The organism is Micromonospora sp. NPDC047730 (assembly GCF_043204765.1).
Lineage (GTDB): Bacteria > Actinomycetota > Actinomycetes > Mycobacteriales > Micromonosporaceae > Micromonospora.
Genome location: NZ_JBIDCU010000001.1, coordinates 57,723 through 79,881, shown reverse-complemented (window position 1 = coordinate 79,881; position 22,159 = coordinate 57,723). Strand labels below are relative to the sequence as shown.

17 protein-coding genes are annotated in these 22,159 nt (G+C 72.7%); 5 read left to right on the top strand and 12 right to left on the bottom strand.

All coding sequences use genetic code 11. The features are described 5' to 3' along the window. Positions 1–48 precede the first annotated feature (48 nt). The 3 genes from mqnP to ACGF5G_RS00325 all read right to left on the bottom strand — a co-directional run bounded on the left by mqnP (position 49) and on the right by ACGF5G_RS00325 (position 3,132). Positions 49–963, bottom strand: a complete 915-nt coding sequence (mqnP, locus tag ACGF5G_RS00335; RefSeq protein ID WP_393257404.1) for a menaquinone biosynthesis prenyltransferase MqnP — start codon at positions 961–963, stop codon at positions 49–51. Next, complete coding sequence (locus ACGF5G_RS00330; RefSeq protein WP_393257402.1) at positions 963–2,423, bottom strand: menaquinone biosynthesis decarboxylase; 1,461 nt, start codon at positions 2,421–2,423, stop codon at positions 963–965. Before ACGF5G_RS00330 ends, mqnP begins: the two co-directional genes overlap by 1 nt. 154 nt (positions 2,424–2,577) lie before the next feature. Beyond that, positions 2,578–3,132 carry a carboxymuconolactone decarboxylase family protein gene (locus tag ACGF5G_RS00325; RefSeq protein ID WP_393257400.1) on the bottom strand — a complete coding sequence of 185 codons (555 nt, stop codon included), beginning with the start codon at positions 3,130–3,132 and terminating at the stop codon, positions 2,578–2,580. A gap of 116 nt (positions 3,133–3,248) precedes the next feature. On the opposite strand from ACGF5G_RS00325, the gene ACGF5G_RS00320 reads away from it, so the two are divergent. Then, positions 3,249–3,722: a MarR family winged helix-turn-helix transcriptional regulator gene (locus ACGF5G_RS00320; protein WP_393257398.1), complete on the top strand. Its 474-nt coding sequence runs from the start codon at positions 3,249–3,251 to the stop codon at positions 3,720–3,722. 121 nt (positions 3,723–3,843) lie between these two features. On the opposite strand, the gene ccsB is transcribed toward ACGF5G_RS00320, so the two are convergent. The 6 genes from ccsB to hemL all read right to left on the bottom strand — a co-directional run bounded on the left by ccsB (position 3,844) and on the right by hemL (position 10,005). Next, positions 3,844–4,818: a c-type cytochrome biogenesis protein CcsB gene (ccsB, locus tag ACGF5G_RS00315; protein ID WP_393257396.1), complete on the bottom strand. Its 975-nt coding sequence runs from the start codon at positions 4,816–4,818 to the stop codon at positions 3,844–3,846. Next, positions 4,818–6,458 (bottom strand): cytochrome c biogenesis protein ResB, encoded by a 1,641-nt coding sequence (locus ACGF5G_RS00310; protein WP_393257394.1) that lies wholly within the window; start codon positions 6,456–6,458, stop codon positions 4,818–4,820. The genes ccsB and ACGF5G_RS00310 overlap by 1 nt, the downstream gene beginning before the upstream one ends. Beyond that, positions 6,458–7,318, bottom strand: a complete 861-nt coding sequence (locus ACGF5G_RS00305) for a cytochrome c biogenesis CcdA family protein (RefSeq protein WP_393257392.1) — start codon at positions 7,316–7,318, stop codon at positions 6,458–6,460. The genes ACGF5G_RS00310 and ACGF5G_RS00305 overlap by 1 nt, the downstream gene beginning before the upstream one ends. Further along, positions 7,318–7,896 carry a TlpA family protein disulfide reductase gene (locus tag ACGF5G_RS00300; protein WP_393257390.1) on the bottom strand — a complete coding sequence of 193 codons (579 nt, stop codon included), beginning with the start codon at positions 7,894–7,896 and terminating at the stop codon, positions 7,318–7,320. The genes ACGF5G_RS00305 and ACGF5G_RS00300 overlap by 1 nt, the downstream gene beginning before the upstream one ends. Then, on the bottom strand, positions 7,896–8,543 hold the full coding sequence (locus ACGF5G_RS00295; RefSeq protein ID WP_393257388.1) for a histidine phosphatase family protein: 648 nt from the start codon (positions 8,541–8,543) through the stop codon (positions 7,896–7,898). The genes ACGF5G_RS00300 and ACGF5G_RS00295 overlap by 1 nt, the downstream gene beginning before the upstream one ends. A 124-nt stretch (positions 8,544–8,667) precedes the next feature. Next, entirely contained in the window at positions 8,668–10,005 is a 1,338-nt protein-coding gene (gene hemL, locus ACGF5G_RS00290; RefSeq protein WP_393257386.1) for a glutamate-1-semialdehyde 2,1-aminomutase, read from the bottom strand. A 196-nt stretch (positions 10,006–10,201) separates the two neighbouring features. Here hemL and ACGF5G_RS00285 point away from each other — a divergent pair, with 196 nt between their 5' ends. Further along, a complete protein-coding gene (locus tag ACGF5G_RS00285; RefSeq protein ID WP_393257384.1) occupies positions 10,202–10,537 on the top strand; it encodes an STAS domain-containing protein in 336 nt (111 codons plus the stop codon). Positions 10,538–10,732: 195 nt separating this feature from the next. On the opposite strand, the gene ACGF5G_RS00280 is transcribed toward ACGF5G_RS00285, so the two are convergent. Together ACGF5G_RS00280 and ACGF5G_RS00275 are read right to left on the bottom strand one after the other, a co-directional pair. Then, on the bottom strand, positions 10,733–11,287 hold the full coding sequence (locus tag ACGF5G_RS00280; RefSeq protein ID WP_357449459.1) for a response regulator: 555 nt from the start codon (positions 11,285–11,287) through the stop codon (positions 10,733–10,735). Beyond that, complete coding sequence (locus ACGF5G_RS00275) at positions 11,284–15,651, bottom strand: HAMP domain-containing protein (RefSeq protein WP_393257381.1); 4,368 nt, start codon at positions 15,649–15,651, stop codon at positions 11,284–11,286. Before ACGF5G_RS00275 ends, ACGF5G_RS00280 begins: the two co-directional genes overlap by 4 nt. 326 nt (positions 15,652–15,977) lie before the next feature. On the opposite strand from ACGF5G_RS00275, the gene ACGF5G_RS00270 reads away from it, so the two are divergent. Both ACGF5G_RS00270 and ACGF5G_RS00265 read left to right on the top strand, forming a co-directional pair. Next, the gene (locus ACGF5G_RS00270; protein ID WP_393257379.1) at positions 15,978–18,065 is read left to right on the top strand and encodes a SpoIIE family protein phosphatase; all 2,088 of its coding nucleotides are present in this window, start codon (positions 15,978–15,980) and stop codon (positions 18,063–18,065) included. A gap of 100 nt (positions 18,066–18,165) precedes the next feature. Further along, positions 18,166–18,597 (top strand): hypothetical protein, encoded by a 432-nt coding sequence (locus ACGF5G_RS00265; protein ID WP_393257377.1) that lies wholly within the window; start codon positions 18,166–18,168, stop codon positions 18,595–18,597. Between the two features lie 14 nt (positions 18,598–18,611). On the opposite strand, the gene ACGF5G_RS00260 is transcribed toward ACGF5G_RS00265, so the two are convergent. Further along, the gene (locus ACGF5G_RS00260; protein WP_393257375.1) at positions 18,612–19,961 is read right to left on the bottom strand and encodes an FAD-binding oxidoreductase; all 1,350 of its coding nucleotides are present in this window, start codon (positions 19,959–19,961) and stop codon (positions 18,612–18,614) included. A gap of 90 nt (positions 19,962–20,051) precedes the next feature. Here ACGF5G_RS00260 and ACGF5G_RS00255 point away from each other — a divergent pair, with 90 nt between their 5' ends. After that, on the top strand, positions 20,052–22,148 hold the full coding sequence (locus ACGF5G_RS00255) for a S9 family peptidase (RefSeq protein WP_393257373.1): 2,097 nt from the start codon (positions 20,052–20,054) through the stop codon (positions 22,146–22,148). The last annotated feature ends 11 nt before the right edge of the window (positions 22,149–22,159 follow it).

The window sequence follows — 22,159 nt, the reverse complement described above, 5'->3', positions numbered from 1 at the left end:
GGCCCTCCGGCGAGCCCGCCCACCGAGGGGGCGCTGCGGCCGGCGCGGTCAGGGGCGCAGGTCGAGGCGGATCACCAGGTCGAGCAGGGCGAAGACGAACAGCGCGATGCCGACGAAGCCGTTGGCGGTGAAGAAGGCCCGGTTGACCTTGCTCAGGTCGGTCGGGGTGACGACCACGTGCTGGTAGCCGAACGCGAGCGCGGTCAGCGCCAGCCCGATCCACCAGGGCCAGCCGAAGCCGACCAGCGCGCCGAACCAGATGAAGAGCGCGAAGGTCACCACGTGCGCCACGGTCGAGGCGTGCAGGGCGAAGCGTCGGCCGTACCGGGCGGGCACGCTGTGCACCCCGATCTCCCGGTCGATCTCCGAGTCCTGGCAGGCGTAGATGAGGTCGAAGCCGCCGATCCAGAGCCCGACGGCCGCGCCGAGCAACCAGGCGGGCCACGAGCCGTCGAGGGTGCCGGTGACTCCCAGCCACGCGCCGACCGGGCCCACCGCCTGGGCGACCCCCAGGATGGCGTGCGGCCAGTTGGTGAACCGCTTGCCGTACGGGTAGACGACCAGCGGCACCACGGCGAGCGGCGCGAGCACCAGGCAGAGCGGGTTGAGCAGGGCGGCGGCGGCGAGGAAGACCACGAGCGCGACCGCCGCGCCGGTCCAGGCCGTCCGCACGCTGACCGCCCCGGTGACCAGCTCCCGGCCGGCGGTACGCGGGTTCCGCGCGTCGATCCGCCGGTCCAGGATCCGGTTGGCCGCCATGGCGAACGTCCGCGCGCCCACCATCGCCACGGTGATCAGCAGCAGGTCCCCCCACCGCACCCGCCCCCCGTGAACCTGCATGGCGGTCAACGCCGACAGGTACGCGAACGGCAACGCGAACACGGAGTGCTCGATCGCCACGAGCTTGAGGAAGGACTTGACCCGGCCGGGACGCTCCACCGGCTCGGCGACGGCGGTGGCCATCAGATGCCGTACTCCTTCCAGCGCTTGTCCACCAGGGAGACGACCTCGGGGGCCATCCGCATCTCCTCCGGCCAGCCCCGGGTGTAGCCCTCCTCGGGCAGCTTGCGGGTCGCGTCGACGCCCGCCTTGCCGCCCCAGAACTGCTGGTAGGACGCGTGGTCCAGGTGGTCCACCGGGCCCTCGGTGAGCAGCAGGTCGCGGGCGTAGTCGACGTTGCCGAAGGCGCGGAAGGCGACCTCGTTGTAGTCGTGCACGTCGCAGTCCTCGTCGACGATCACGATCAGCTTGGTCAGCGACATCATGTGCGCGCCCCAGATCGCGTTCATGACCTTCTGGGCGTGCTTCGGGTAGCGCTTGCGGATCGACACGATCGCGCAGTTGTGGAAGACGCCCGCGGCCGGCAGGTCGTAGTCGACGATGTCCGGGATCAGGAAGCGCAGCAGCGGCGCGAAGATCCGCTCGGTGGCCTTGCCGAGGCCGTGGTCCTCCTGCGGCGGCTGCGACGTGACGATCGAGTGGTAGACCGGGTCGCGCTGCATGGTCATGCACTCGATGTGCATCACCGGGAACGGCTCGACCGGCGTGTAGAAGCCGGTGTGGTCGCCGAACGGGCCCTCCGGCAGCCGCTCGCCCGGCTCGAGGTAGCCCTCCAGGACGACCTGCGCGTGCGCCGGCACCTGGAGCGGGACCGTCAGGCAGTCCACCATCTCGACCCGCTCGCCGCGCAGGTACCCGGCGAACAGGTATTCGTCGATGTCGGCGGGGAGCGGCGCGCTGGCCGCGTAGGCGACCGCAGGATCGGCGCCGATGGCGATCGCCACCGGCAGGCGCTGCCCCAGCCGCTCGGCGACCGCGTGGTGCGCCGTGGAGTTCTTGTGGATCTGCCAGTGCATGCCGATGGTGTTCCGGGAGTGCTGCTGCAACCGGTACAGCCCCAGGTTGCGCTTGCCGGTCTCGGGGTGCTTGGTGTGGGTCAGCCCGAAGTTGTGGAAGATCCCGCCGTCACCCGGCCAGACCTGGAGGCCGGGCAGCCGGTTCAGGTCGACGTCGTCGCCCCGGTAGACCACCTGCTGGCAGGGAGCGGTCTTGACCTTCTTCGGCGGCATCGACTTGAGCTGCATGACCTTGCCGAGGCCGTCCATCATCCCGGAGAGGCCCATCGGCAGCTCCGGCTTGAGCATGTTGCCGATCCGCTCGCCGACCTCGTCCAGCGACTCGACGCCGAGCGCCATCGCCATCCGCTTCTCGGTGCCGAAGAGGTTGATCGCCACCGGCATCTCGCCCCGGGTCGGCCGCTCGAAGAGCAACGCGGGGCCGCCCGCGCGGACCGTCCGGGTGACGACCTCGCTGATCTCCAGGGTGGGATCGACGGGGACGCTCACCCGCCGCAGCTCGCCCGCGCGCTCCAGCGCAGCGAGGAAGTCCTTCAGATCGTTGTACGGGAAGCCACGAGCCGCCATGCCTGCCAGTCTCCCGCACCGGCACCCCGGCCACCCCAGCCGGGTCGGGTGATGTCGACTGCGCCATGTGCGTTCCGCCATACCGACCACCGGCGGCGAACGTGTCGGTGCCCGGCGACAGCATGCGTGGGCTGACCGGTGGTCGGTCCTGCCGTCACCCGGCGGGCTGCCAGGCGTACGCGGCCACGGGTGGGTCGAGCGGCGCGCCGGTGAGCCGGTTGGCGAAGGTGGAGATGGTGTACGTGCCGACGCCGAGCACCACGTCCAGGGCGTGTCGGGGCTGGTAGCCGGCCGCCAGGAAGGCGCGGGTCCCCTCCTCGGGCACCGCGCCCCGGTGGTCGAGCACCGCGAGGGTGAAGCGCCGCAGCGCCTCCAGCCGGTCGTCGGGCAGCGGCGTGCCGGCGCGCAGCGCCTCGATCAGCCCGGGCGCGGCGCCGTGCCGGGTCAGCGTGGCGGTGTGCATGGCCACGCAGAGGTGGCACTCGTTGCGGGTGGCGACGGTCAGCACGACGACCTCCCGCTCGACCGGGCCGAGCGCGCAACCCTCGAAGATGCCGTTGACGGTGAGGAACCCCTTGAGCAGCTCCGGGGACTCGGCCATGAGACCGACCGCGGCGGGCAGGTGGCCGAGCTTGTGGCGTACCGCCTCGATGGTCGGGCGCGCGGCGGCGGGGGCGGTCTCGGGGGTGTGGGGCGTGAAGACGGGCACGGGGTGACCTTTCGTCGGGAGCAACAGGCGGCGCCGGGCGCGGCAGGGCGGACGGCACCGGCGGTGACGTACGATCGTCAACGTGGTTGTCCAAATGGTAAACGTGGTTGTCGAACATGGCAACTGACCCCGATCGACCCGGCTTCCTGCTGCCCCTGCTGCTGCTCGCCGGCTTCCGTACGCTCATCGACGACCTGCACGCGGAGCTGGCCCGACAGGGGCACCCGGAGCTGCGCCCGCTGCACGGCTTCGTGCTCCAGGCCGTCGGCAGTGAGGGCACCACCGCCACCGAGCTGGGCCAGCGGCTCGGCATCTCCAAGCAGGCGGCCGGCAAGACGGTCGACCGACTCGTCGTGCTCGGCTACCTGGAACGCGCCGACGACCCGCGCGACGCCCGGCGCAAGCTGGTCCGGATGACCCCGCGCGGCCTGGACGGCCTGCGCCGCTCGGCGGTGGTCTTCGATCAGCTCCGGCAGCGGTGGGCCGACACCCTCGGCCCGGAACGGGTCGCCGCGATGGAGGACGACCTGCGGGCGGTCGCCCCGGCCAACCTGTTCCGCCTCGACGTGCCCGGCTGGTTCGGCGGCTGACCCGACCGGTCACCGGCGAGAAGGGGCCACCGGCGTTGGCCCGTCGTCGACCCGCCGGCCCCCTCGTCGAGCGACCGTCAGTCGCCGGAGTGGAGCCGGGCCGGATCGAGCGGTGGAGGACTCAGTCGAGGCCGCCGTACGAGTGCAGGCCCTCGAAGAAGATGTTCACCCCGAACAGGTTCATCAGCATGGTGAGGAAGCCGACCACGGCCAGCCAGGTGGCCACGTTCCGCTTCACGCTCGGGGTGGCCCGGGCATGCAGGTAGCCGGCGTAGATCACCCAGGAGATGAACGACCAGGTCTCCTTCGGGTCCCAGCCCCACGGCCGGCCCCAGGCCGCCTCGGCCCAGATCGCCCCGGCGATCACCGCGAAGGTGAAGATCGGAAACGCGAAGGCGTGCAGCACGAAGGTCAGCCGCTCCAGGGCGGCTGCCGCCGGCACCCGCTTCGCCAGGGTGTACGGGAAGCTCCGCCTGCCCTGCTCGTAGCCGGAGCGCATCAGGAACGCCACCGCGGGAACCGCGCCGAGCAGGAGGATGCCGGAGGCGAAGATGACCGTCGAGACGTGGATGAGGAACCAGTACGAGTTGAGCGCCGGCACGAGCGGCACGATCGGCACGTAGAGCACCAGCTCGGCGGTCGCCAACAGCAGCACCATCACCAGCGACAGGAACAGCCCCAGGCGACGCAGCATCGGCAGCTTCCAGAGCACCACCAGCCAGGCGGCGGCGCCGATCCACGTGACCGTGAGCACGAACTCGTACATGTTGCCCCAGGGCATCCGGTCGGCGGCGACACCGCGGGCGACCAGTGCCCCGAGGTGCAGCAGCACGCCGAGCGCGGTGAGGCCCACCGCGATCCGGCCGGCCAGCCGGGCCCGGTGCGCGGTGCGCTCGGCGGCGGTCGGGTCGCTCGCCACCGGCTCGGGCGGGACGCTGCCGCCGGCCGCGCCGACGCCGGCCCCGACCAGCTCGCGGGTGGGCGCCGCGACGCGGGCGCGGGCGTTGCCGAGCGCGTACTCGACGGCGTGGCTGATCATCGCGACCAGGTACGCCAGGATCGCGAACGACACCAGCTGGTCGGAGAGTGCGGACATCACTCGGCTCCTTCTCGCGATCCGGCCCGCCCGTCGCCGGCGCGACCACCCGGCCCCCCGTCGCCGCTGACCGCGGCGACGAGCTGCGCGAACTCGTCGGCGAACCCTGGATGGTCGGTGCGCGGCAGGCCACCGGCCTCGACCAACCTACTACCGCCCGTCGGAGATCCACCCGCGGGGTCTGTCGGCAACACCCGGAAGAAGACCCGGCGGCGCCGGCCGAACAGCGAGCCCATCAGCCCGACCAGCAGCACCCCGGAGCTGACCAGCAGCAGCGTGGAGCCCGGGTCGTACCGGACCGACAGGGTGATGTACGGCAGGCTGTCCAGGAACTCGACCTTGGTGCCGTCGTCCAGCGTCCAGGTCTCGCCCTTGCGGAGCAGCTTCGTGCCGACCTCCTTCACCTTGCCGGCCCGCACCTGCCGCTGGTCCAGCTCGTAGATCGAGCCGGGGATGCCCGCGTCCAGCCCCAGGTTGCCCCGGTAGGCGACGAGGTTCAGCGCCGGGTTGCGCTCGGTCGGGTACTCGGAGCGCGCGAACGGCGCCGAAGCCGGCGCGGTCGGCAGGTAGAGACCGGAGAAGGCCATCTGGAGGTCCGGGTCCCGGCTGCCGGTGGCCGGGTCGACGTTGGCGTCCGGGAAGGCCGCCAACCCCTCGCTGGTCAGCCCGATGTCGCCGGTGGTCAGGAACGGCACGGCGCTGGTCTGGCTGCGGCCGAACCGGTCGGTGTAGCGAATCACCGGGGCGTAGCCGTGGCCGAGCAGGTAGACGTTCGCGCCGTCGAGGCGCAGCGGGGAGTTGACCGAGAACTCCGCCTGCCGCTGCTCGCCGCCGTCCTCGTCGACGGTCACCTTGGCGTTGAAGAACTCCGGCTGGCCGGTCTCCAGGAACCGGGCCTCGAAGTCGTCGAGCTGGATGCAGAAGTCGGCCAGGTCCTCGCTGCCGACGCGGGGGCCGAGCTTGCTCTCGGCGTACTGCTGGCGGGTGTTGCAGAACGCGTTGTCCTTGCCGGCGACCAGCAGCTTGTTGCCGCTCCAGCCGTACCAGGAGCCGAGCGCGACCCCGACCAGCACGACCACCATCGAGGTGTGGAAGAGCAGGTTGCCGGTCTCCTTGAGGTAGCCCTTCTCGGCGGAGACCTCGTCGCCGCGGACCACCACGCGCCAGCGCCGTCGGCGCAGCGCCTCGGCGATCGCCGCCGTGCCGCCCTCGGGGGCGGGCAGCACCGCGTGCTGCGGCAGCCGGTCCAGCCGCTTCGGGGCGGCCGGCGGCTTCGACCGCAGCGCCCGGACGTGGTCACGCAGGCGGGGGGTGATGCAGCCGATCAGCGAGGTGAACAGCAGGAGGTAGATCGCGGAGAACCAGACCGAGCCGAACGCCTCGAAGGCGCCGATCCGGTCCAGCACCCGGGCCATGTCGGGGTGCTCGGTGAAGTAGTCCCGCACGTCCTCCGGGTTGACCCCGCGCTGCGGCAGCACCGAGCCGGGGATGGCGGCGATCGCGAGCAGGAACAGCAGCACCAGAGCCGTACGCATGCTGGTGAGCTGCCGCCACGAGTTGCGCAGCAGGGCCAGCAGCCGGTTGGGGCGACGCCGGGGCGCCTCGGCCGGCGTCGCCGGCCGCTCGTCCACGACAGTCATCAGATGCTCACCTCGCCCACCCCGACGGTGGTCTGCAACCAGATCACGAAATTCGTCCACCCGCCGGTGACCAGCGCGAGGCCGATCAGGATCAGCAGGGCGCCGCCGACCCGGGTGATCCAACGGCTGTTGCGCCGGACGGCGCGGAAGACCCCGAGCAGGCGCTGGAAGCCCAACCCGAAGACGACGAAGGGTATCCCCAGCCCCAGGCAGTACGCCACGGCCAACACCACGGCGCGGTCGGTCTGCCCCTCGACGGCGGCCATGCCGAGCACCGCGCCCAGCGTCGGGCCGACGCAGGGCACCCAGCTGAGCGCGAAGACCGCGCCGAACACCGGGGCGCCGAGCAGCCCGGCGGCGGGCAGCCGGTGGATCCGGAACTCCCGCTGCAGCCCGGGGACCACCCCGACGTAGCCCAGGCCGAGCACGACGATCAGCGCGCCGATGACGATCTCCAGCGTGCGCTCGTACTCGAAGAAGACCCGGCCGACGCCGGCGAAGAGGATCGCGGTGGCGGTGAAGACGACGGTGAAGCCGGCGATGAACAGCAGCGTGCCGGCCAGCACCCGGCCCTTCACGGCGGCGGCGGCCGGCGCGGTGCGCTCCCGCACCGCCACCCCGCCCCCGGTGTTAGGAAGGGCCCCTTCCTCTACCGAATCCGTTAACGGGGTGCCCTTCCTTACCCGAGGGCGCCGGCCCTCCAGGTCCGCCCCGGCGAGGCCGGTGACGTACGACAGGTAGCCCGGCACCAGCGGGAGCACGCACGGGGAGAGGAAGCTGACCAGGCCGGCGAGCGCGGCCGCGCCGATGGCGAGCAGCAGCGGACCGGACTGGGCGAGTTCCCGGAACGTCTCGCCCATCAGCGGGAACCGTTGGGGGCGGGCTGCTCGGCCGCGATCCGCTCGACGATGGGCTGGAGGCCCTCCTGCCTCACCGCCGCGCGGATGACGGCGGCGATCCGGCCGTCCCGGTCGAGCACGATGGTGGCCGGGATGGTGTTCGGCGGGATGTCCAGGGCGAGCGCGACCCGGCTGGGCGGATCGAACAGGCTCGGGTAGGTCACCCCGAACCGCTCCTCGAAGGCGATGGCCTTGTCCCGGCTGTCCTGGATGTTGACGCCCAGGAAGGTGACCCCGGAGCCCTTGGTGGCCTGGTAGGTGTTCTCCAGGTCGTCCGCCTCGGCCCGGCACGGGTTGCACCACGAGCCCCAGAAGTTGACCACGACGACCTGGCCGCGGTCCTTCGCCACGTCGTGGCTGCCGCCGGTGAGCAGCTCGCCGGAGATCTTCGGGGCCGCGGAACGCTCGTCGGGCGCGCACTCGATGACGCCCTCGGAGTTGGTGCCGCAGGCGTCCTCCCGACTCTGCGAGGAGCAGCCGGCCAACGCCACCGTCGTGACGGCGGCGAGCAGACCCGCGGTCCACCTCCGGGCGTTCATCAGGCCCCCTTGGCCGTCCGGGCGGTCGCCGACATCGCGATCAGGTGCGCGGCCGGCTCGGAGTAACCGATGCCGACCACCTTGGCGCCGTCGAAGTGGAAGGAGGTGAGGCTGGCCAGCCCGCACTGACGCCGACGCGGGTCGTGCCAGAGCCGCTTGCGCTCGACGTGGCGGCGCAGCGTCCAGATGGGGAGCTGGTGCGAGACGAGCACGGCCTCGCGCCCCTCGGCGGCCACGCGGGCGGCGTGCAGGGCGGCGAACATCCGCTCCGCGATCGCGCGGTAGGCCTCGCCCCAGGACGGGGTGACCGGGTCCCGCAGCACCCACCAGTTGCGCGGGTCGCGGAACGAGCCGTCGCCGGGCGAGACCTTCTTGCCCTCGAACCAGTTGGCGCTCTCGATGAGCCGCTCGTCCACGCCGACCGGCAGCCCGAACTGCCCGGCGATCGGCTCGGCCGTCTGCTGGGCGCGTTCCAGCGGGCTGGCCACCACGTGCACGACCTCCCGCTCGGCGAGCCCCTGCGCGGCGGCCTTGGCCATCTGCACACCGAGCTCGGAGAGCCGGAAGCCGGGCAGCCGGCCGTAGAGGATGCCCTCCGGGTTGTGCACCTCGCCGTGCCGCAGCACGTGGACCACCGTCTTGCTCACCGCTGCGCCCCCTTCGTTCGCGACTGCGGGGCTCGCAGACCCGGCTCACTCCTCGCGCTCACCGCAACGCCCTTCGTTCGCGACTGCGGGGCTCGCAGACCCGGCTCACTCCTCGCGCTCACCGCTACCCCCCGTGACCCGCCGCTGCCGCCGCGTTGGCCGCCGCCGGCAGGGCGGCGGCGATCTGCTCCAGAGCGGCGTCGTCCAGCGCCGCCGACACGAACCACGCCTCGAACGCGCTCGGCGGCAGGTAGACGCCGCCGGCGAGCATCGCGTGGAAGAACGCCTTGAAGGCCGGCACCTGCTGGGTGCGGGCGCTGTCGTAGTCGACCACGTCGGCATCGGTGAAGAAGATCGAGAACATGCTGCCCGCGTACGACAGCCGGTGCGGGACCCCGGCGGCGGCGAGCGCGTCGGCGGCGAGCTTGCTCACGACGGCGGCCGTCTCGTCGAGCCGGCGGTAGAGCGCGTCGTCGGCCAGCCGCAGGGTGGCCAGGCCGGCGGCGCAGGCGAGGGGGTTACCGGAGAGCGTGCCGGCCTGGTAGACGGGCCCGGCGGGGGCCAGTCGCTCCATGATCTCCGCGCGCCCGCCGAACGCCGCGGCCGGCAGCCCACCCCCCATGACCTTGCCGTACGTCCACAGGTCGGCGTCGGAGGCGTCGAGGCCGTGCCACCCGGCGCGGGAGACCCGGAACCCGGTCATCACCTCGTCGACGATGAGCAGCGCGCCGTGCGCGTGCGCGATCCGGGCGAGCTGCTGGTTGAACCCGTCGCGCGGGGCGACCACGCCCATGTTGCCGGCGGCGGCCTCGGTGATGATCGCGGCGATGTGCTGGCCCTCGGCGGCGAACGCCTGCTCCACGGCGGCGACGTCGTTGTACGGCAGCACGATCGTGTCGCCCGCCGCCGCTCCGGTCACGCCGGGCGAGTCGGGCAGGCCGAGGGTGGCCACGCCCGAACCGGCGGCGGCCAACAGCGCGTCGGAGTGCCCGTGGTAGCAGCCGGCGAACTTGACGATCCGGGGGCGGCCGGTGAAGCCCCGGGCCAGCCGGATCGCCGACATGGTGGCCTCGGTGCCGGAGTTGACCAGCCGGACCTGCTCGACCGGGGTGCGGTCGACGATCTCGGCAGCCAACTCGACCTCGCCCGGGGTGGGCGTGCCGAAGCTGGTGCCCCGGGCGGCGGCGGCCCGGATCGCGTCCACCACCTCGGGGTGCGCGTGGCCGAGGATCAGCGGGCCCCAGGAGGAGACCAGGTCGACGTAGCGCCGGTCGTCGGCGTCGTAGAGCCAGGGCCCCTCCCCCCGGACCATGAAGCGCGGGGTGCCGCCGACGGCACGGAAGGCGCGCACGGGGGAGTTCACCCCGCCGGGCACGATGGCCTTGGCGCGGTCGAACAGGGCCTCGGAGGCCGGCGCGTCGGCCGGGTAACGGCCGGATCCGGCGGGAAACATATCGGTCACGATGCCGCCATTGTGTCAGCGCCGGGCGGCGAATCGGCAGGCACCCCGCACCGGGGTTACCAGGCTCACCCGCCCCGACCTCCCGAGCGGTCTCGCCGCGCCCTTCCAGGGCTCCGGGTCGGCGATGCTCCCGCTCGATGGGTGCGGCACCCCGGCTCGACAGGCCGGGTCGCCGGGATCGCGCTAGGCTGACCCGGTGGATCGTGCCGAACTGTCCATCACGCTACACCGGACGGGCGACGAAGCTGTGCTGCGCCTGGCCGGTGAGATCGACATGCTCACGGCCACCCAGCTGTCGACCGTCGTCAACGAGGTGCTCGCCGATCCGCCGCCGCGGATCGTGCTCGATCTCGGCGGCGTCACCTTCTGCGACTCGCAGGGCCTGGGCACCCTCGTCGTGCTCAGCCGGAAGGCCAGCCACGCGCAGAGCCTCCTGATGCTGACGAACGTCGGCGACTTCCTGCTCCGCGTCCTGGACATCACCGGCCTCCGCAGCGCCCTGATGATCCGCAACGACCAGACCACCGCCTAACCCGCTCCCCCACCCCGCCGCCCCGCCCCGCCCCCGCCCCGGTGTCGGCCCCGGCGATCTTGCACTTTTGGCCCTTGAATTGTCCGCTTTTGCGCCCTTTACCCGGGCAGGAAGTGCAAGATCGGCGCGGGGCCGGGGGTGTGGGGGTGGCGAGATCGGCGCGGGGGCGGGGGGTCGGGGGGAGGGCGGAGTGGGTCAGGGGGTGTTGCCCCAGCGGGCCTGTTCGAGAAGGTCGACGGCGCGGTCGCGGGCGTCCGGGTCGTCCGTCCGCAGCATCGCGGTGGCCTCGTCGACCGCGTCGGTGAGCACCCGCCACTGCGCGTCGCGCTCCCGCACCAGATCCGACTGGGCCGCGAGCTGCCGGGTCTTCACCCACAGCTCCACGAAGACCGACACCTTGGCCCGCAACACCCACGGGTCGAACGGCTTCGTGAGGTAGTCGACCGCGCCGACCGCGTAGCCGCGCAGCGCGAGCTGGGCGTCCCGGTCCGCAGCGGTGAGGAAGATGATCGGCACGTGCCGCGTACGCTCGCGCCGCTTGATGTGGCTCGCCGTCTCGAAGCCGTCCATGTCCGGCATCTGGGCGTCGAGCAGGATCACCGCGAAGTCGTCGACCAGCAGCTGCTTCAGTGCCGCCTCGCCGCTCTCCACGGCGACGGACTGGACCGGCAGCCCCTGGAGGATCGCCTCCAGCGCCATCAGGTTCTCCCGGCGGTCGTCCACCAGGAGCGCTTTGGCCATCTGGGTCACGAACTCTCCTCGGTTCGGCTGCCGCTGATCCAGGACGCCATGAGTTCGATCAACTCGTCCAGGTCGACGGGCTTGGTGATGTAGTCGGTTCCCCCGGCCGCCAGCGCCGACTCGCGGTCGCCGGGCATGGCCTTGGCGGTCAGGAAGACGATCGGCAGGTCGGCGAACCGGTGGTTGCGCCGGATCTGCCGGGTCGTCTCGTAACCGTCCTGGTCGGGCATCATCGCGTCCATCAGGACGATGTCGACCTCCGGATGCTCGGCCAGGAGGCGGACGCCGTCCGCCCCGTTGTCCGAGTACAACACGGTGAGCCCGTGCAGTTCCAACGCGCTGGTCAGCGCGAAGACGTTCCGGACGTCGTCGTCGACGATCAGCACGGTGGCCCCCTCCAGCCGCCGGGTGGCCGGCGTGGAGGCCGGCTCGGGCAGCTCCGGCGGCGGCATCAGCAGCGACGACGGCAGCCCGGCCCGGGCCGGCGACGGCGGCAGCGGCGCCACCACCGCGTCCGGCGCGAGCACGTCCGGCACGAAGAGGGTGAACGTCGAGCCCTGCCCGGGCGCCGACGACACGGCGATGCTGCCGCCCAGCAGCCGGGCCAGGTCCCGGCTGATGGACAGCCCCAGCCCCGTGCCGCCGTAGCGGCGGCTGGTGGTGCCGTCGGCCTGCTGGAACGCCTCGAAGATCAGCGACAGCTTGTCGTCGGAGATGCCGATCCCGGTGTCGACCACCGTGAACGCGATGACCTGTTGCGCATTGGTCAACGCCGGCACGTCGAAGGCCGTGTTCTCGGGCGCCGGCGCGATCCGCAGCGTCACCGCGCCGTTGTCGGTGAACTTGACCGCGTTGGAGAGCAGGTTGCGCAGGATCTGCTGCAGCCGCTGGGCGTCGGTGACCAGGGCCGGCGGCAGGTCCTTGCTGATCCGCACCTGGAAGTCCAGGCCCTTCTCTTCGGCCTGTGGCGCGAACGCCTGCTCCACGTAGCCGCGGATCTCGTCGAACCGCACCTCGGTGGGCTCGACGTCCATCCGCCCCGCCTCGATCTTGGACAGGTCCAGGATGTCGTCGATCAGCGACAGCAGGTCGGAGCCGGCGCCGTGGATGGTCCGGGCGAACTCGATCTGCTTCGGGGTGAGGTTCTGTTCCGAGTTCTCGACCAGCAGCCGGGCCAGCAGCAGCAGGGAGTTCAGCGGCGTACGCAGCTCGTGGCTCATGTTGGCCAGGAACTCCGACTTGTACGCCGACGCCCGGGTGAGCTGCTGGGCCTTCTCCTCCAGGCCGAGCCGGGCCAGCTCGATCTCGCGGTTCTTGGTCTCGATGTTGCCCTTCTGCTCGGAGAGCAGCTGCGCCTTGTCCTCCAGCTCGGCGTTGGTGCGCTGGAGCTCGGCCGACTGCTCCTGCAACTCGTGGGCGAGCCGCTGGGACTGCGCGAGCAGTTCCTCCGTACGCCGGTTGGCCTGGATGGTGTTGACGGCGATGCCGGTGGTGAGCACCAGCCGCTCCAGGAAGGACAGGTGCAGCTCGGAGAAGGGCGTCACGCTGGCGAACTCGATCACCCCGAGCAGCTCGCCCTCGAAGAGCACGGGCAGCACGACCAGGTCGGCCGGCGGGGTCTCGGCGAGCCCGGAGCGGAGCATCAGCCTGCCGTCCGGCGTCCCGCCCATCCGGATCGTCCGGCGGGAGAGGGCGGTCTGGCCGACCAGCCCCTCGCCGGGCCCGAAGGTGACGTCGTGCCCCCGGGCGACGTAGCCGTACGAGGCGGTCAGCCGCAGCCGCATCACGCCCTCGGAGGTGTCCGCCAGGAAGAACGCGCCGAGCTGCGCGTCGACCAGCGGGGTCACCTCCATCATGATCATGCGGCAGACCTCGCCGAGGTCGCGCTGGCCCTGGAGCAGTCCGCCGATGCGGGCCAGGTTCGAGTCGAGCCAGCCCTGCTCGGCGTTCTTCTTGGTCGTCTCCCGGAGGGTGACGATCATCTGGTTGATGTTGTCCTTCAGCTCGGCGACCTCGCCCTGCGCCTTGACCGCGATCCGCTGGGTCAGGTCGCCCCGGGTCACCGAGGTGGAGACCTGCGCGATGGCGCGCAGCTGGGTGGTGAGGGTCGAGGCGAGCTGGTTGACGTTCTCGGTGAGGTCCCGCCAGGTGCCGGAGACGCCCTTCACCTGCGCCTGACCGCCCAGCTTGCCCTCGATGCCCACCTCGCGGGCCACCCGGGTCACCTCGTCGGCGAACGACGAGAGCTGGTCCACCATCGTGTTCACGGTGTTCTTCAGCTCCAGGATCTCGCCCTGCGCGTCGACCGTGATCTTCTGCGACAGGTCGCCGTTGGCGACGGCCGTGGTCACCGAGGCGATGTTGCGCACCTGCGACGTCAGGTTCGACGCCATCGAGTTCACGTTGTCCGTCAGGTCCCGCCACGTGCCGGAGACGCCCTTCACCTGGGCCTGACCGCCCAGCTTGCCCTCCGTACCCACCTCGCGGGCCACCCGGGTCACCTCGTCGGCGAACGACGAGAGCTGGTCCACCATCGTGTTCACGGTCGACTTCAGCTCCAGGATCTCGCCCTGCGCGTCGACCGTGATCTTCTGCGACAGGTCGCCCTTCGCGACGGCGGTGGAGACCTGGGCGATGTTGCGCACCTGGGCGGTCAGGTTGGACGCCATCGAGTTCACGTTGTCCGTCAGGTCGCGCCAGGTGCCGGCGACGCCACGCACCTGGGCCTGGCCGCCCAGCTTGCCCTCCGTACCCACCTCGCGGGCCACCCGGGTCACCTCGTCGGCGAACGACGAGAGCTGGTCCACCATCGTGTTGACCGTCGACTTCAGCGCCAGGATCTCGCCGCGGGCGTCCACGGTGATCTTCTGGGACAGGTCGCCCTTCGCCACCGCCGTGGTCACCGAGGCGATGTTGCGCACCTGCGACGTCAGGTTCGACGCCATCGAGTTCACGTTGTCCGTCAGGTCGCGCCACGTGCCGGAGACGCCCTTCACCTGGGCCTGACCGCCCAGCTTGCCCTCCGTACCCACCTCGCGGGCCACCCGGGTCACCTCGTCGGCGAACGACGAGAGCTGGTCCACCATCGTGTTGACGGTGTTCTTCAGCTCCAGGATCTCGCCCTGCGCGTCGACCGTGATCTTCTGCGACAGGTCGCCCTTGGCGACGGCGGTGGAGACCTGGGAGATGTTGCGGACCTGGCTGGTCAGGTTGCCCGCGAGCTGGTTGACGTTCTCCGTCAGGTCGCGCCAGGTGCCGGAGACGCCGCGCACCTGGGCCTGGCCGCCCAGCTTGCCCTCGATGCCCACCTCGCGGGCGACGCGGGTCACCTCGTCGGCGAACGACGAGAGCTGGTCCACCATCGTGTTGACGGTGTCCTTGAGCTCCAGGATCTCGCCCTGCGCCGCGACGGTGATCTTCTGCGACAGGTCGCCCCGCGCCACCGCCGTGGAGACCTGGGCGATGTTGCGCACCTGCGACGTCAGGTTCGACGCCATCGAGTTGACGCTGTCGGTGAGGTCCTTCCAGGTGCCCGCCACGTTCGGCACGTCGGCCTGGCCGCCCAGCTTGCCCTCGGTGCCCACCTCGCGAGCCACCCGCGTCACCTGCTCGGCGAAGAGCCGCAGGGTGTCGGTCAGGTAGTTCATCGTGTCGGCCAGCTCGGCGACCTCGCCGCGCGCCCCGACCGTGATCTTCTGCGACAGGTCGCCCTTGGCCACCGCCGTCGCCACCTGGGAGATCGACCGCACCTGGCCGGTCAGGTTCGACGCCATGGTGTTCACCGAGTCGGTGAGGTCCTTCCAGGTGCCGGCGACGCCGCGTACGTCGGCCTGGCCGCCCAGCTTGCCCTCGGTGCCCACCTCGCGGGCCACCCGGGTCACCTCGTCCGCGAACGACGAGAGCTGGTCCACCATCGTGTTCACGGTGCGCCCGATGCGCAGGTACTCCCCGCGCAGCGGCCGGCCGTCGATCTCCAGCGCCATGTGCTGGGACAGGTCGCCCTCGGCGACCGCCACGATGACCCGGGCGATCTCGGTGGTGGGCCGGCCGAGGTCGTCGATCAACGAGTTGACGGCCCGCTGGCCCTCCGCCCAGGAGCCGTCCAGCCCCTCGTCGTCCAGGCGCTCGGTGAGCCGGCCGTCCCGGCCGACGATCCGGCTGATCCGCCGCAGGTCGAGGTACTGCCGCTCCTGGAGCGAGACGACCTCGTTGAAGGCGTCCGCGACCTCGCCGGCCCGGCCCGCCCGTCGGGGCAGCCGGACCTTGAGGTCGCCGCGGCCGACCCGCCGCAGCGCCTCGGTCAGTTCGACGAGGAGCGCCTCGTGGTCGGGCGCGGACGGATCCGCGGTCGCCGACTGTTTCGCCGTGGTCATCATTCCTCGCTCAGCTCGGGGCCACCGACTCCTGCGACGCAGGCCATCCCATCATTGTGCCCGCGACGTCGCCCGCGCCACGTCTGCGCGACCGCTCGCCACGCGCGGCAACCGTCCCGCCCGTCCCGTTCCGCCCCGTCCGCGCGGCCGATCGCCGCGCGCGACGACCATCCCGCCCATCCGTTCCCGCCCCGTCCGCGCGGCCGGTCGCCACCCGCGGCAACCGTCCCGTTCCGCCGCCGGCCGCCACGCCGGCCCGGCGCCCTCCGCTCCGCTCGTCCGGCACCGGCTTGGCAGCCGAGCGGACGGCGGTGGAGGATACGGGGGTGTCAGCGGAGACGGGGCCCGCGGAGACCAGGGGCCGAGACGAGCACGTCCGGCGCGTCCGGCTCCCCGCCGACCGGCGTACGCCCGCGGCGGCGCGGGCGCTGGTGCGGTCGGTGCTCACCGAGGCACACCTGGACGAGCTGGTCAACGAGGCGCTGCTGCTGACCACGGAACTCTCCACCAACGCGGTGGAGCACGCCCGCACCGAACTGGACATCGAGGTCGTCGCCGACCCGGACGGGCTCACCGTCACCGTCTCCGACTTCGCGGCCGGCCCGGTGGACGAGCTGACCGTCGGGGTCCGCAACGACACCACGGACATCGACGAGGTCTCCGAGCGCGGCCGGGGCCTGCTGCTGGTCGACCACTTCGCCAGCCGCTGGGGCACCACCTATCTGCCGACCGGCAAGGGCGTCTGGTTCCGGCTGGACCGGCCCGACCCGGGCGGCGACTGGGAGACCCACGCCGGGCGGGGGACGGCGCCGAGCGCCGCGGCCGCCGGGGGTGGCGCCGCCGCGACGGCGGAGAGCTCCGCGCCGAGCGCGGGGGCGATGAGCGAGTTGATGCAGACCACCCCCGACCCGTACGCCGAGGACCCGCTGCCCGACTTCGCGACCGGCCTGCTCACCCGGGTCGCCGAGATGGTCGGCGCGGCCGGCGGGGTGGTCCGGCTGGACCGGGGGGACGGACAGGGCGCACAGGTACTGGCCCGGTACGGCCGCCAGCCCCGGCCCGGCAACGAGCTGCTCCGGGTGCCGCTGGCGGTGCACCGGCCGTACAGCGGGGAGCTGGAGCTGGACGCGGCGCCGTCGGCGTACGCCCGGCCGCTGGCGGTGCTGATGGCCGAGCGGCTCTCGCTGCACCTGGAGAACGACCGGCTGCGCCGGGCGGACGTCCGCCGCCAGGCCTGGCTGACCTTCCTCGCGGAGGCCAGCGAGCTGCTCGCGCAGTCCCTGGACGTCGAGCTGACGATGGCGCTCATCCCGCAGCTCGTGGTGCCCCGGCTCGGGCAGTGGTGCGCGGTGCACACCACCGACGAGTGGGGCCGGCTGCGCCTCGCGGCGGCCAGCCATGCCGACGAGTCGGTGCTGCCCCACCTGCACAAGGTGCTCCAGGAGACCGGCCCGGAGTCGGTCCAGGCCCGGCTGCGGGAGGCGTCCCGCAACGGCACGCAGATGCCGCTCGGCGCGCCGATGGAGGGTTTCGCGGTGCCGCTGATCGCCCGGGGGCAGCGCCTCGGCACCCTGGCCGTCGGCCGGCACCAGCGGCACCGGCACGACCCGGACGAGGTCGCCGTGCTGGAGGACGTGGCGCGGCGGGCGGCGCTGGCGATCGAGAACGCCCGGATCCACGCCGAGCGCCGCCGGGTCGCGCAGACCCTCCAGCAGTCGCTGCTGCCGCCGGTGCTGCCCGTGGTCGAGGGCATCGGCTTCGCCGCCGAGTATGTCCCCACCGGCGACGACGCCGACGTCGGCGGCGACTTCTACGACGTGGTGCCGCTGCCGGACGGGCGCTGGCTGGTGGTGGTCGGCGACGTCTCGGGCAAGGGGGTGCAGGCGGCCACGGTGACCGGTCTGGTCCGCGACGTCATCCGGGTGCTGGTCGGCGACGGCAAGCCGCTGCCGGAGGCCCTGGCCCGGGTCAACGAGACGCTGGTCGAGCGGGGTGGCGGGCGGTACTGCACGCTGGCCCTCGCGGCGGTCGGGCCGGGCGACGGCACGCAGCTCGACGTGTCGTTGCACCTCGCCGGCCACGACCGGCCGGTGCTGCTGCGCTCCGGTGGCGGGGCCGCCTTCGTCGGCGCCGGCGGCACGGCGCTCGGGCTGCTCGACTCGATCACCTCGCCGACGGCGGAGATCCCGCTCGAACCGGGCGACTCGCTGGTCTTCTACACCGACGGGGTCACGGAGCGGCGGCGCGGCCGGGAACTGTTCGGCAGCGACCGGCTGCGCGACGCCGCCGCCCCGCTCGCCGGCTACTCGGCCGACGTGGTGGCCGCCCGGCTGCGTTCGACCGCGCTCGGCTTCTCGGCCGAGGCGCCCCGCGACGACATCGCCATCCTGGTGCTCCGCAACGACGCCGCCTGACGACGCGCCGGGCGGGATCGACACGACGCAACCGGGTCGGTCCCACCGTCCCGGGCGGATCGGGGCGGCCCCGGTCGGCGGACTTCGCTAGTTTGACGGCATGTCGAGCGTCGTCCATGAAGCCGCCGAGCGCCCGCCGCTGCTGCGTACCGTCGTCGCCGCCCAGTCGGCGCTCACCGCCGCCTTCGTCGTCGTCCTCACGCTCTGGGTGGGCCGGATGGTCGCTGCCGGGGTCGGCCCCGACGAGATGCACACTGGGGCGTACGACCCGAAGGATCTGGTGCCGTTCGGACTGAGCGGGGCGAACCCGTTCACCTGGCTCTACGGCGCCGTGTCGCTGCTCTACCTCTGCGGCCTGGCGGCCGGACCGCTGCTGGCGGTCTACTCCGTGGCGCTGCTGACCGGGTCTCGGCCGTCCATCTCCCGGCGCACGTGGCGGGTGCTGCTCGCCCTGACCGTGACCGCGGTGATCGTGGCCGCGATCCGTTTCGCGCCGATCGGTACCGACATGCAGCGCTGGTGGTTGGACTGAGGCCGGCCGGACGGTCACAGGCCGCCGGGGAGGCGGCCCGGGGCGAGGCGGTGGTGGGGGTCGAGGTGCTCCTTGGCCGCGCGCAGCCGGGGCAGCCCGGCCAGCTCGCCCCACAGGTCGACGGCCCGCCGGACGGCCGGCGGCGCGGAGAGCACCACGCACCGCCCCTGCCGGGCGAGGAGCACCCCGCGGACGGCGGCCAGGATCGAGGCCACCCGGTCGGGAGCCATGGCGCCGGGCAGGGCCGCGTGCACCACGCCCAGGCCGGCGGAGCCGCGCACCGGGACGGGAGCGCCGGCGGCGTCGCGCAGCGCGTAGACGGCGGCGTGCAGGTCGGCGATCGGCACCTCGATCCGCAGCGCCGTGTCGCCCGGGCCGAACGGGTAGCGACGCCACCACTCCGGCGCCGAGTGGCTGACCCCGGACCTGCCGCCGAGGAGCGTGACCAGGCGGTCGGCCCGCTCGGCGACGTCGGCCGGGCCGCCCTCCAGCAGCACCGCGAGCCGACCGGCACCGGCCGGGCCGAGCGCGGCGCGCCCCGCCATGGACGGGTGTCGCGCCATCGACTCGGCCCGGCCGTCCTGGCGCGGCCGGGGTCCCGCGCCGGCCGGCAGGTCCAGCTCGACCGCGGCCGGGTCGAGGCGCGCGGCGAGCACCCTGCGGACGAGGTCGTGCACCTCGAGCGGGGTCCAGACCGGCCGGGTGACCCAGATCCGGCCGGCCGGCACGGCCTGCACCCGCAGGGTCGCGGAGACCAGCACGCCGAGTGCCCCCTGCGAGCCGCAGAGCAGCCGGGCCAGCTCCAGCCCGTCGACGCCGCCGCCGGCGTCGACCAGCTCGCCGTCGGCGTCCAGGTAGCGCACGCCGAGGAGTTGGTCGCACGGGCTGCCGTGGCGGTGCCGCAGGGGGCCCGCCTCGCCGGCGGCGAGCACGCCGCCGAGGGTCGCGCCGGGCGAGGGGGCGTCGACCGCGAGCCGCTGCCCGGTGCGTTCGAGCGCGGCCTGCACCGCGCGCAGCGGGGTGCCCGCGCCGACCTCGGCGGTGGGCGCGCCGGTCGGCTGGTGCCCGATCCCGGCGAGCCGGCCGGTGTCGAGCATGATGTCGACCCGGTCGGGGGCGGCACCCCAGTCGATCTTCGTGCCGGCGCCGCGCGGCACGACGGTCAGGTCGTGCCGGGCCGCCAGCCGCAGCACCTCGGCGGCGGCGTGCGGACCGCCGGGCACGGCCACCCAGCGGGCCGGGCGCCCGGCCACCTCGTCGGCCGGGCCGGCGAGGCGGGCGAACGGCGGGCCGCAGATCTCCGTCAACCGCCGGGTGATGTCGAGGGCTCCGGGTCGGTCGGTGGAACTCGCTGCTGCCGCCATGCCGGTCATCGTACACATGTTCGAAAGATGTGGCGGCGGGTCGACCGACGAGACCACCCGGAGGGTGACCCGCGCCGGTAACGTGACGCCGTGACCACCGAGACCCCCGTGCCCACGGCGAAGCGGGTGCCCAGCGAGCGCACCCACCACGGCGACACCGTCATCGACGAGTACGCGTGGCTGGCCACCAAGGACGATCCGGCGACGATCGCCTACCTGACCACCGAGAACGCGTACACGGAGGCCCGGACGGCGCATCTCGACGGGTTGCGCGCCGACCTGTTCGAGGAGACCCGCCGGCGCACCCAGGAGACCGACCTGTCGGTGCCCAGCCGCAAGGGCGGCTACTGGTACTACACCCGCACGGTCGAGGGGCAGCAGTACGGCGTGCAGTGCCGCCGGGCCGTCCGGGACGGCGAGACCGACCCGCCGGTCAGCGCGGACGGCGCGCCGCTGGAGGGCGAGGAGGTGCTGCTCGACGGCAACCTGCTCGCCGAGGGGCACGACTTCTTCGCGCTCGGCGCGTTCGACGTCAGCCCCGACGGGCGGTGGCTCGCATACTCGACGGACTTCTCCGGCGACGAGCGGTTCACGCTGCGGGTCAAGGACCTCTCCACCGGCGAGTTGCTGCCCGACGAGGTGCCCGACACCTTCTACGGCACCGCCTGGTCCGCCGACGCCTCCGTGCTGTTCTACGTGACCGTCGACGAGGCGTGGCGGCCCAACCGGGTCTGGCGGCACACCCTGGGCACCCCGTCGAGCGAGGACGTGGTGGTCCACCAGGAGGACGACGAGCGCTTCTGGGTCGGCGTCGAGCTGACCCGCTCCGAGAAGTTCGTCCTCGTCGACATCCACAGCAAGATCACCAGTGAGGTGCTGGTGATCCCGGCCGGCAACCCGACCGGCGCGCCCGCGTCCGTGGCGCCCCGGCGGCAGGGCGTGGAATACACCGTCGAGCACCACGGCCACCGCTTCCTGATCCTGCACAACGACGGCGCCGAGGACTTCGCGCTGGCGTACACCTCGGCGGACGCGCCCGGCGACTGGGTGCCGCTGATCGAGCACTCGCCCGGCACCCGACTGGAGGCGGTGGACGCCTTCGCCGACCACCTGGTCGTCTCGCTGCGCAGCAACGGGCTGACCGGGCTGCGGGTGCTGCCGATCGGCGGCGGCGACGCCTTCGACATCGACTTCCCGGAGCCGCTCTACAGCGTCGGCCTGGACAGCAACCCGGAATACCAGACCAGGCAGATCCGGCTGCGCTACACCTCGCTGGTCACCCCCGACTCGGTCTACGACTACGACCTGGTCACCCGGCAGATGGTGCTGCGCCGGCAGAAGCCTGTGAAGCCCGGGCCGGACGGGCGGGCGTACGACCCGGCCGACTACGAGCAGCACCGCGACTGGGCACTCGCCGACGACGGGACGCGGGTGCCGATCTCGCTGGTCTGCCGGGCCGGCACGCCGAAGGACGGCACCGCCCCCTGCGTCATCTACGGCTACGGCTCGTACGAGGCGAGCATGGACCCGTGGTTCTCCATCGCCCGACTGTCCCTGCTGGACCGGGGCGTCATCTTCGCCGTCGCGCACATCCGCGGCGGCGGCGAACTGGGCCGCCGCTGGTACGACCAGGGCAAGCTGCTGGCCAAGAAGAACACGTTCACCGACTTCGTCGCCTGCGCCCGGCACCTGGTCAAGGCCGGCTGGACGGCGGGCGACCGGCTCGTCGCCCGGGGCGCCTCGGCCGGCGGGCTGCTGATGGGCGCGGTGGCCAACCTCGCCCCGGACGCGTTCGCCGGGATCGTCGCGCAGGTGCCCTTCGTGGACGCGCTCACCTCGATCCTGGACCCGTCGCTGCCGCTGACCGTCACCGAGTGGGAGGAGTGGGGCAACCCCCTCGACGACCCGGAGGTCTACGCGTACATGAAGTCCTACACCCCGTACGAGAACGTACGGGCGGTGGACTACCCGGCGCTCCTGGCGGTGACCAGCCTCAACGACACCCGCGTGCTCTACCACGAGCCAGCGAAGTGGATCGCCCGGCTGCGGGCGGTCGCCCCGCAGGGCGACTACCTGCTCAAGACCGAGATGGGCGCCGGCCACGGCGGGCCGAGCGGTCGCTACGACTCGTGGCGCGAGGAGGCGTTCATCAACGCCTGGATCCTCGACCGCCTCGGCCGCGCCTGAGCCACGGCGGA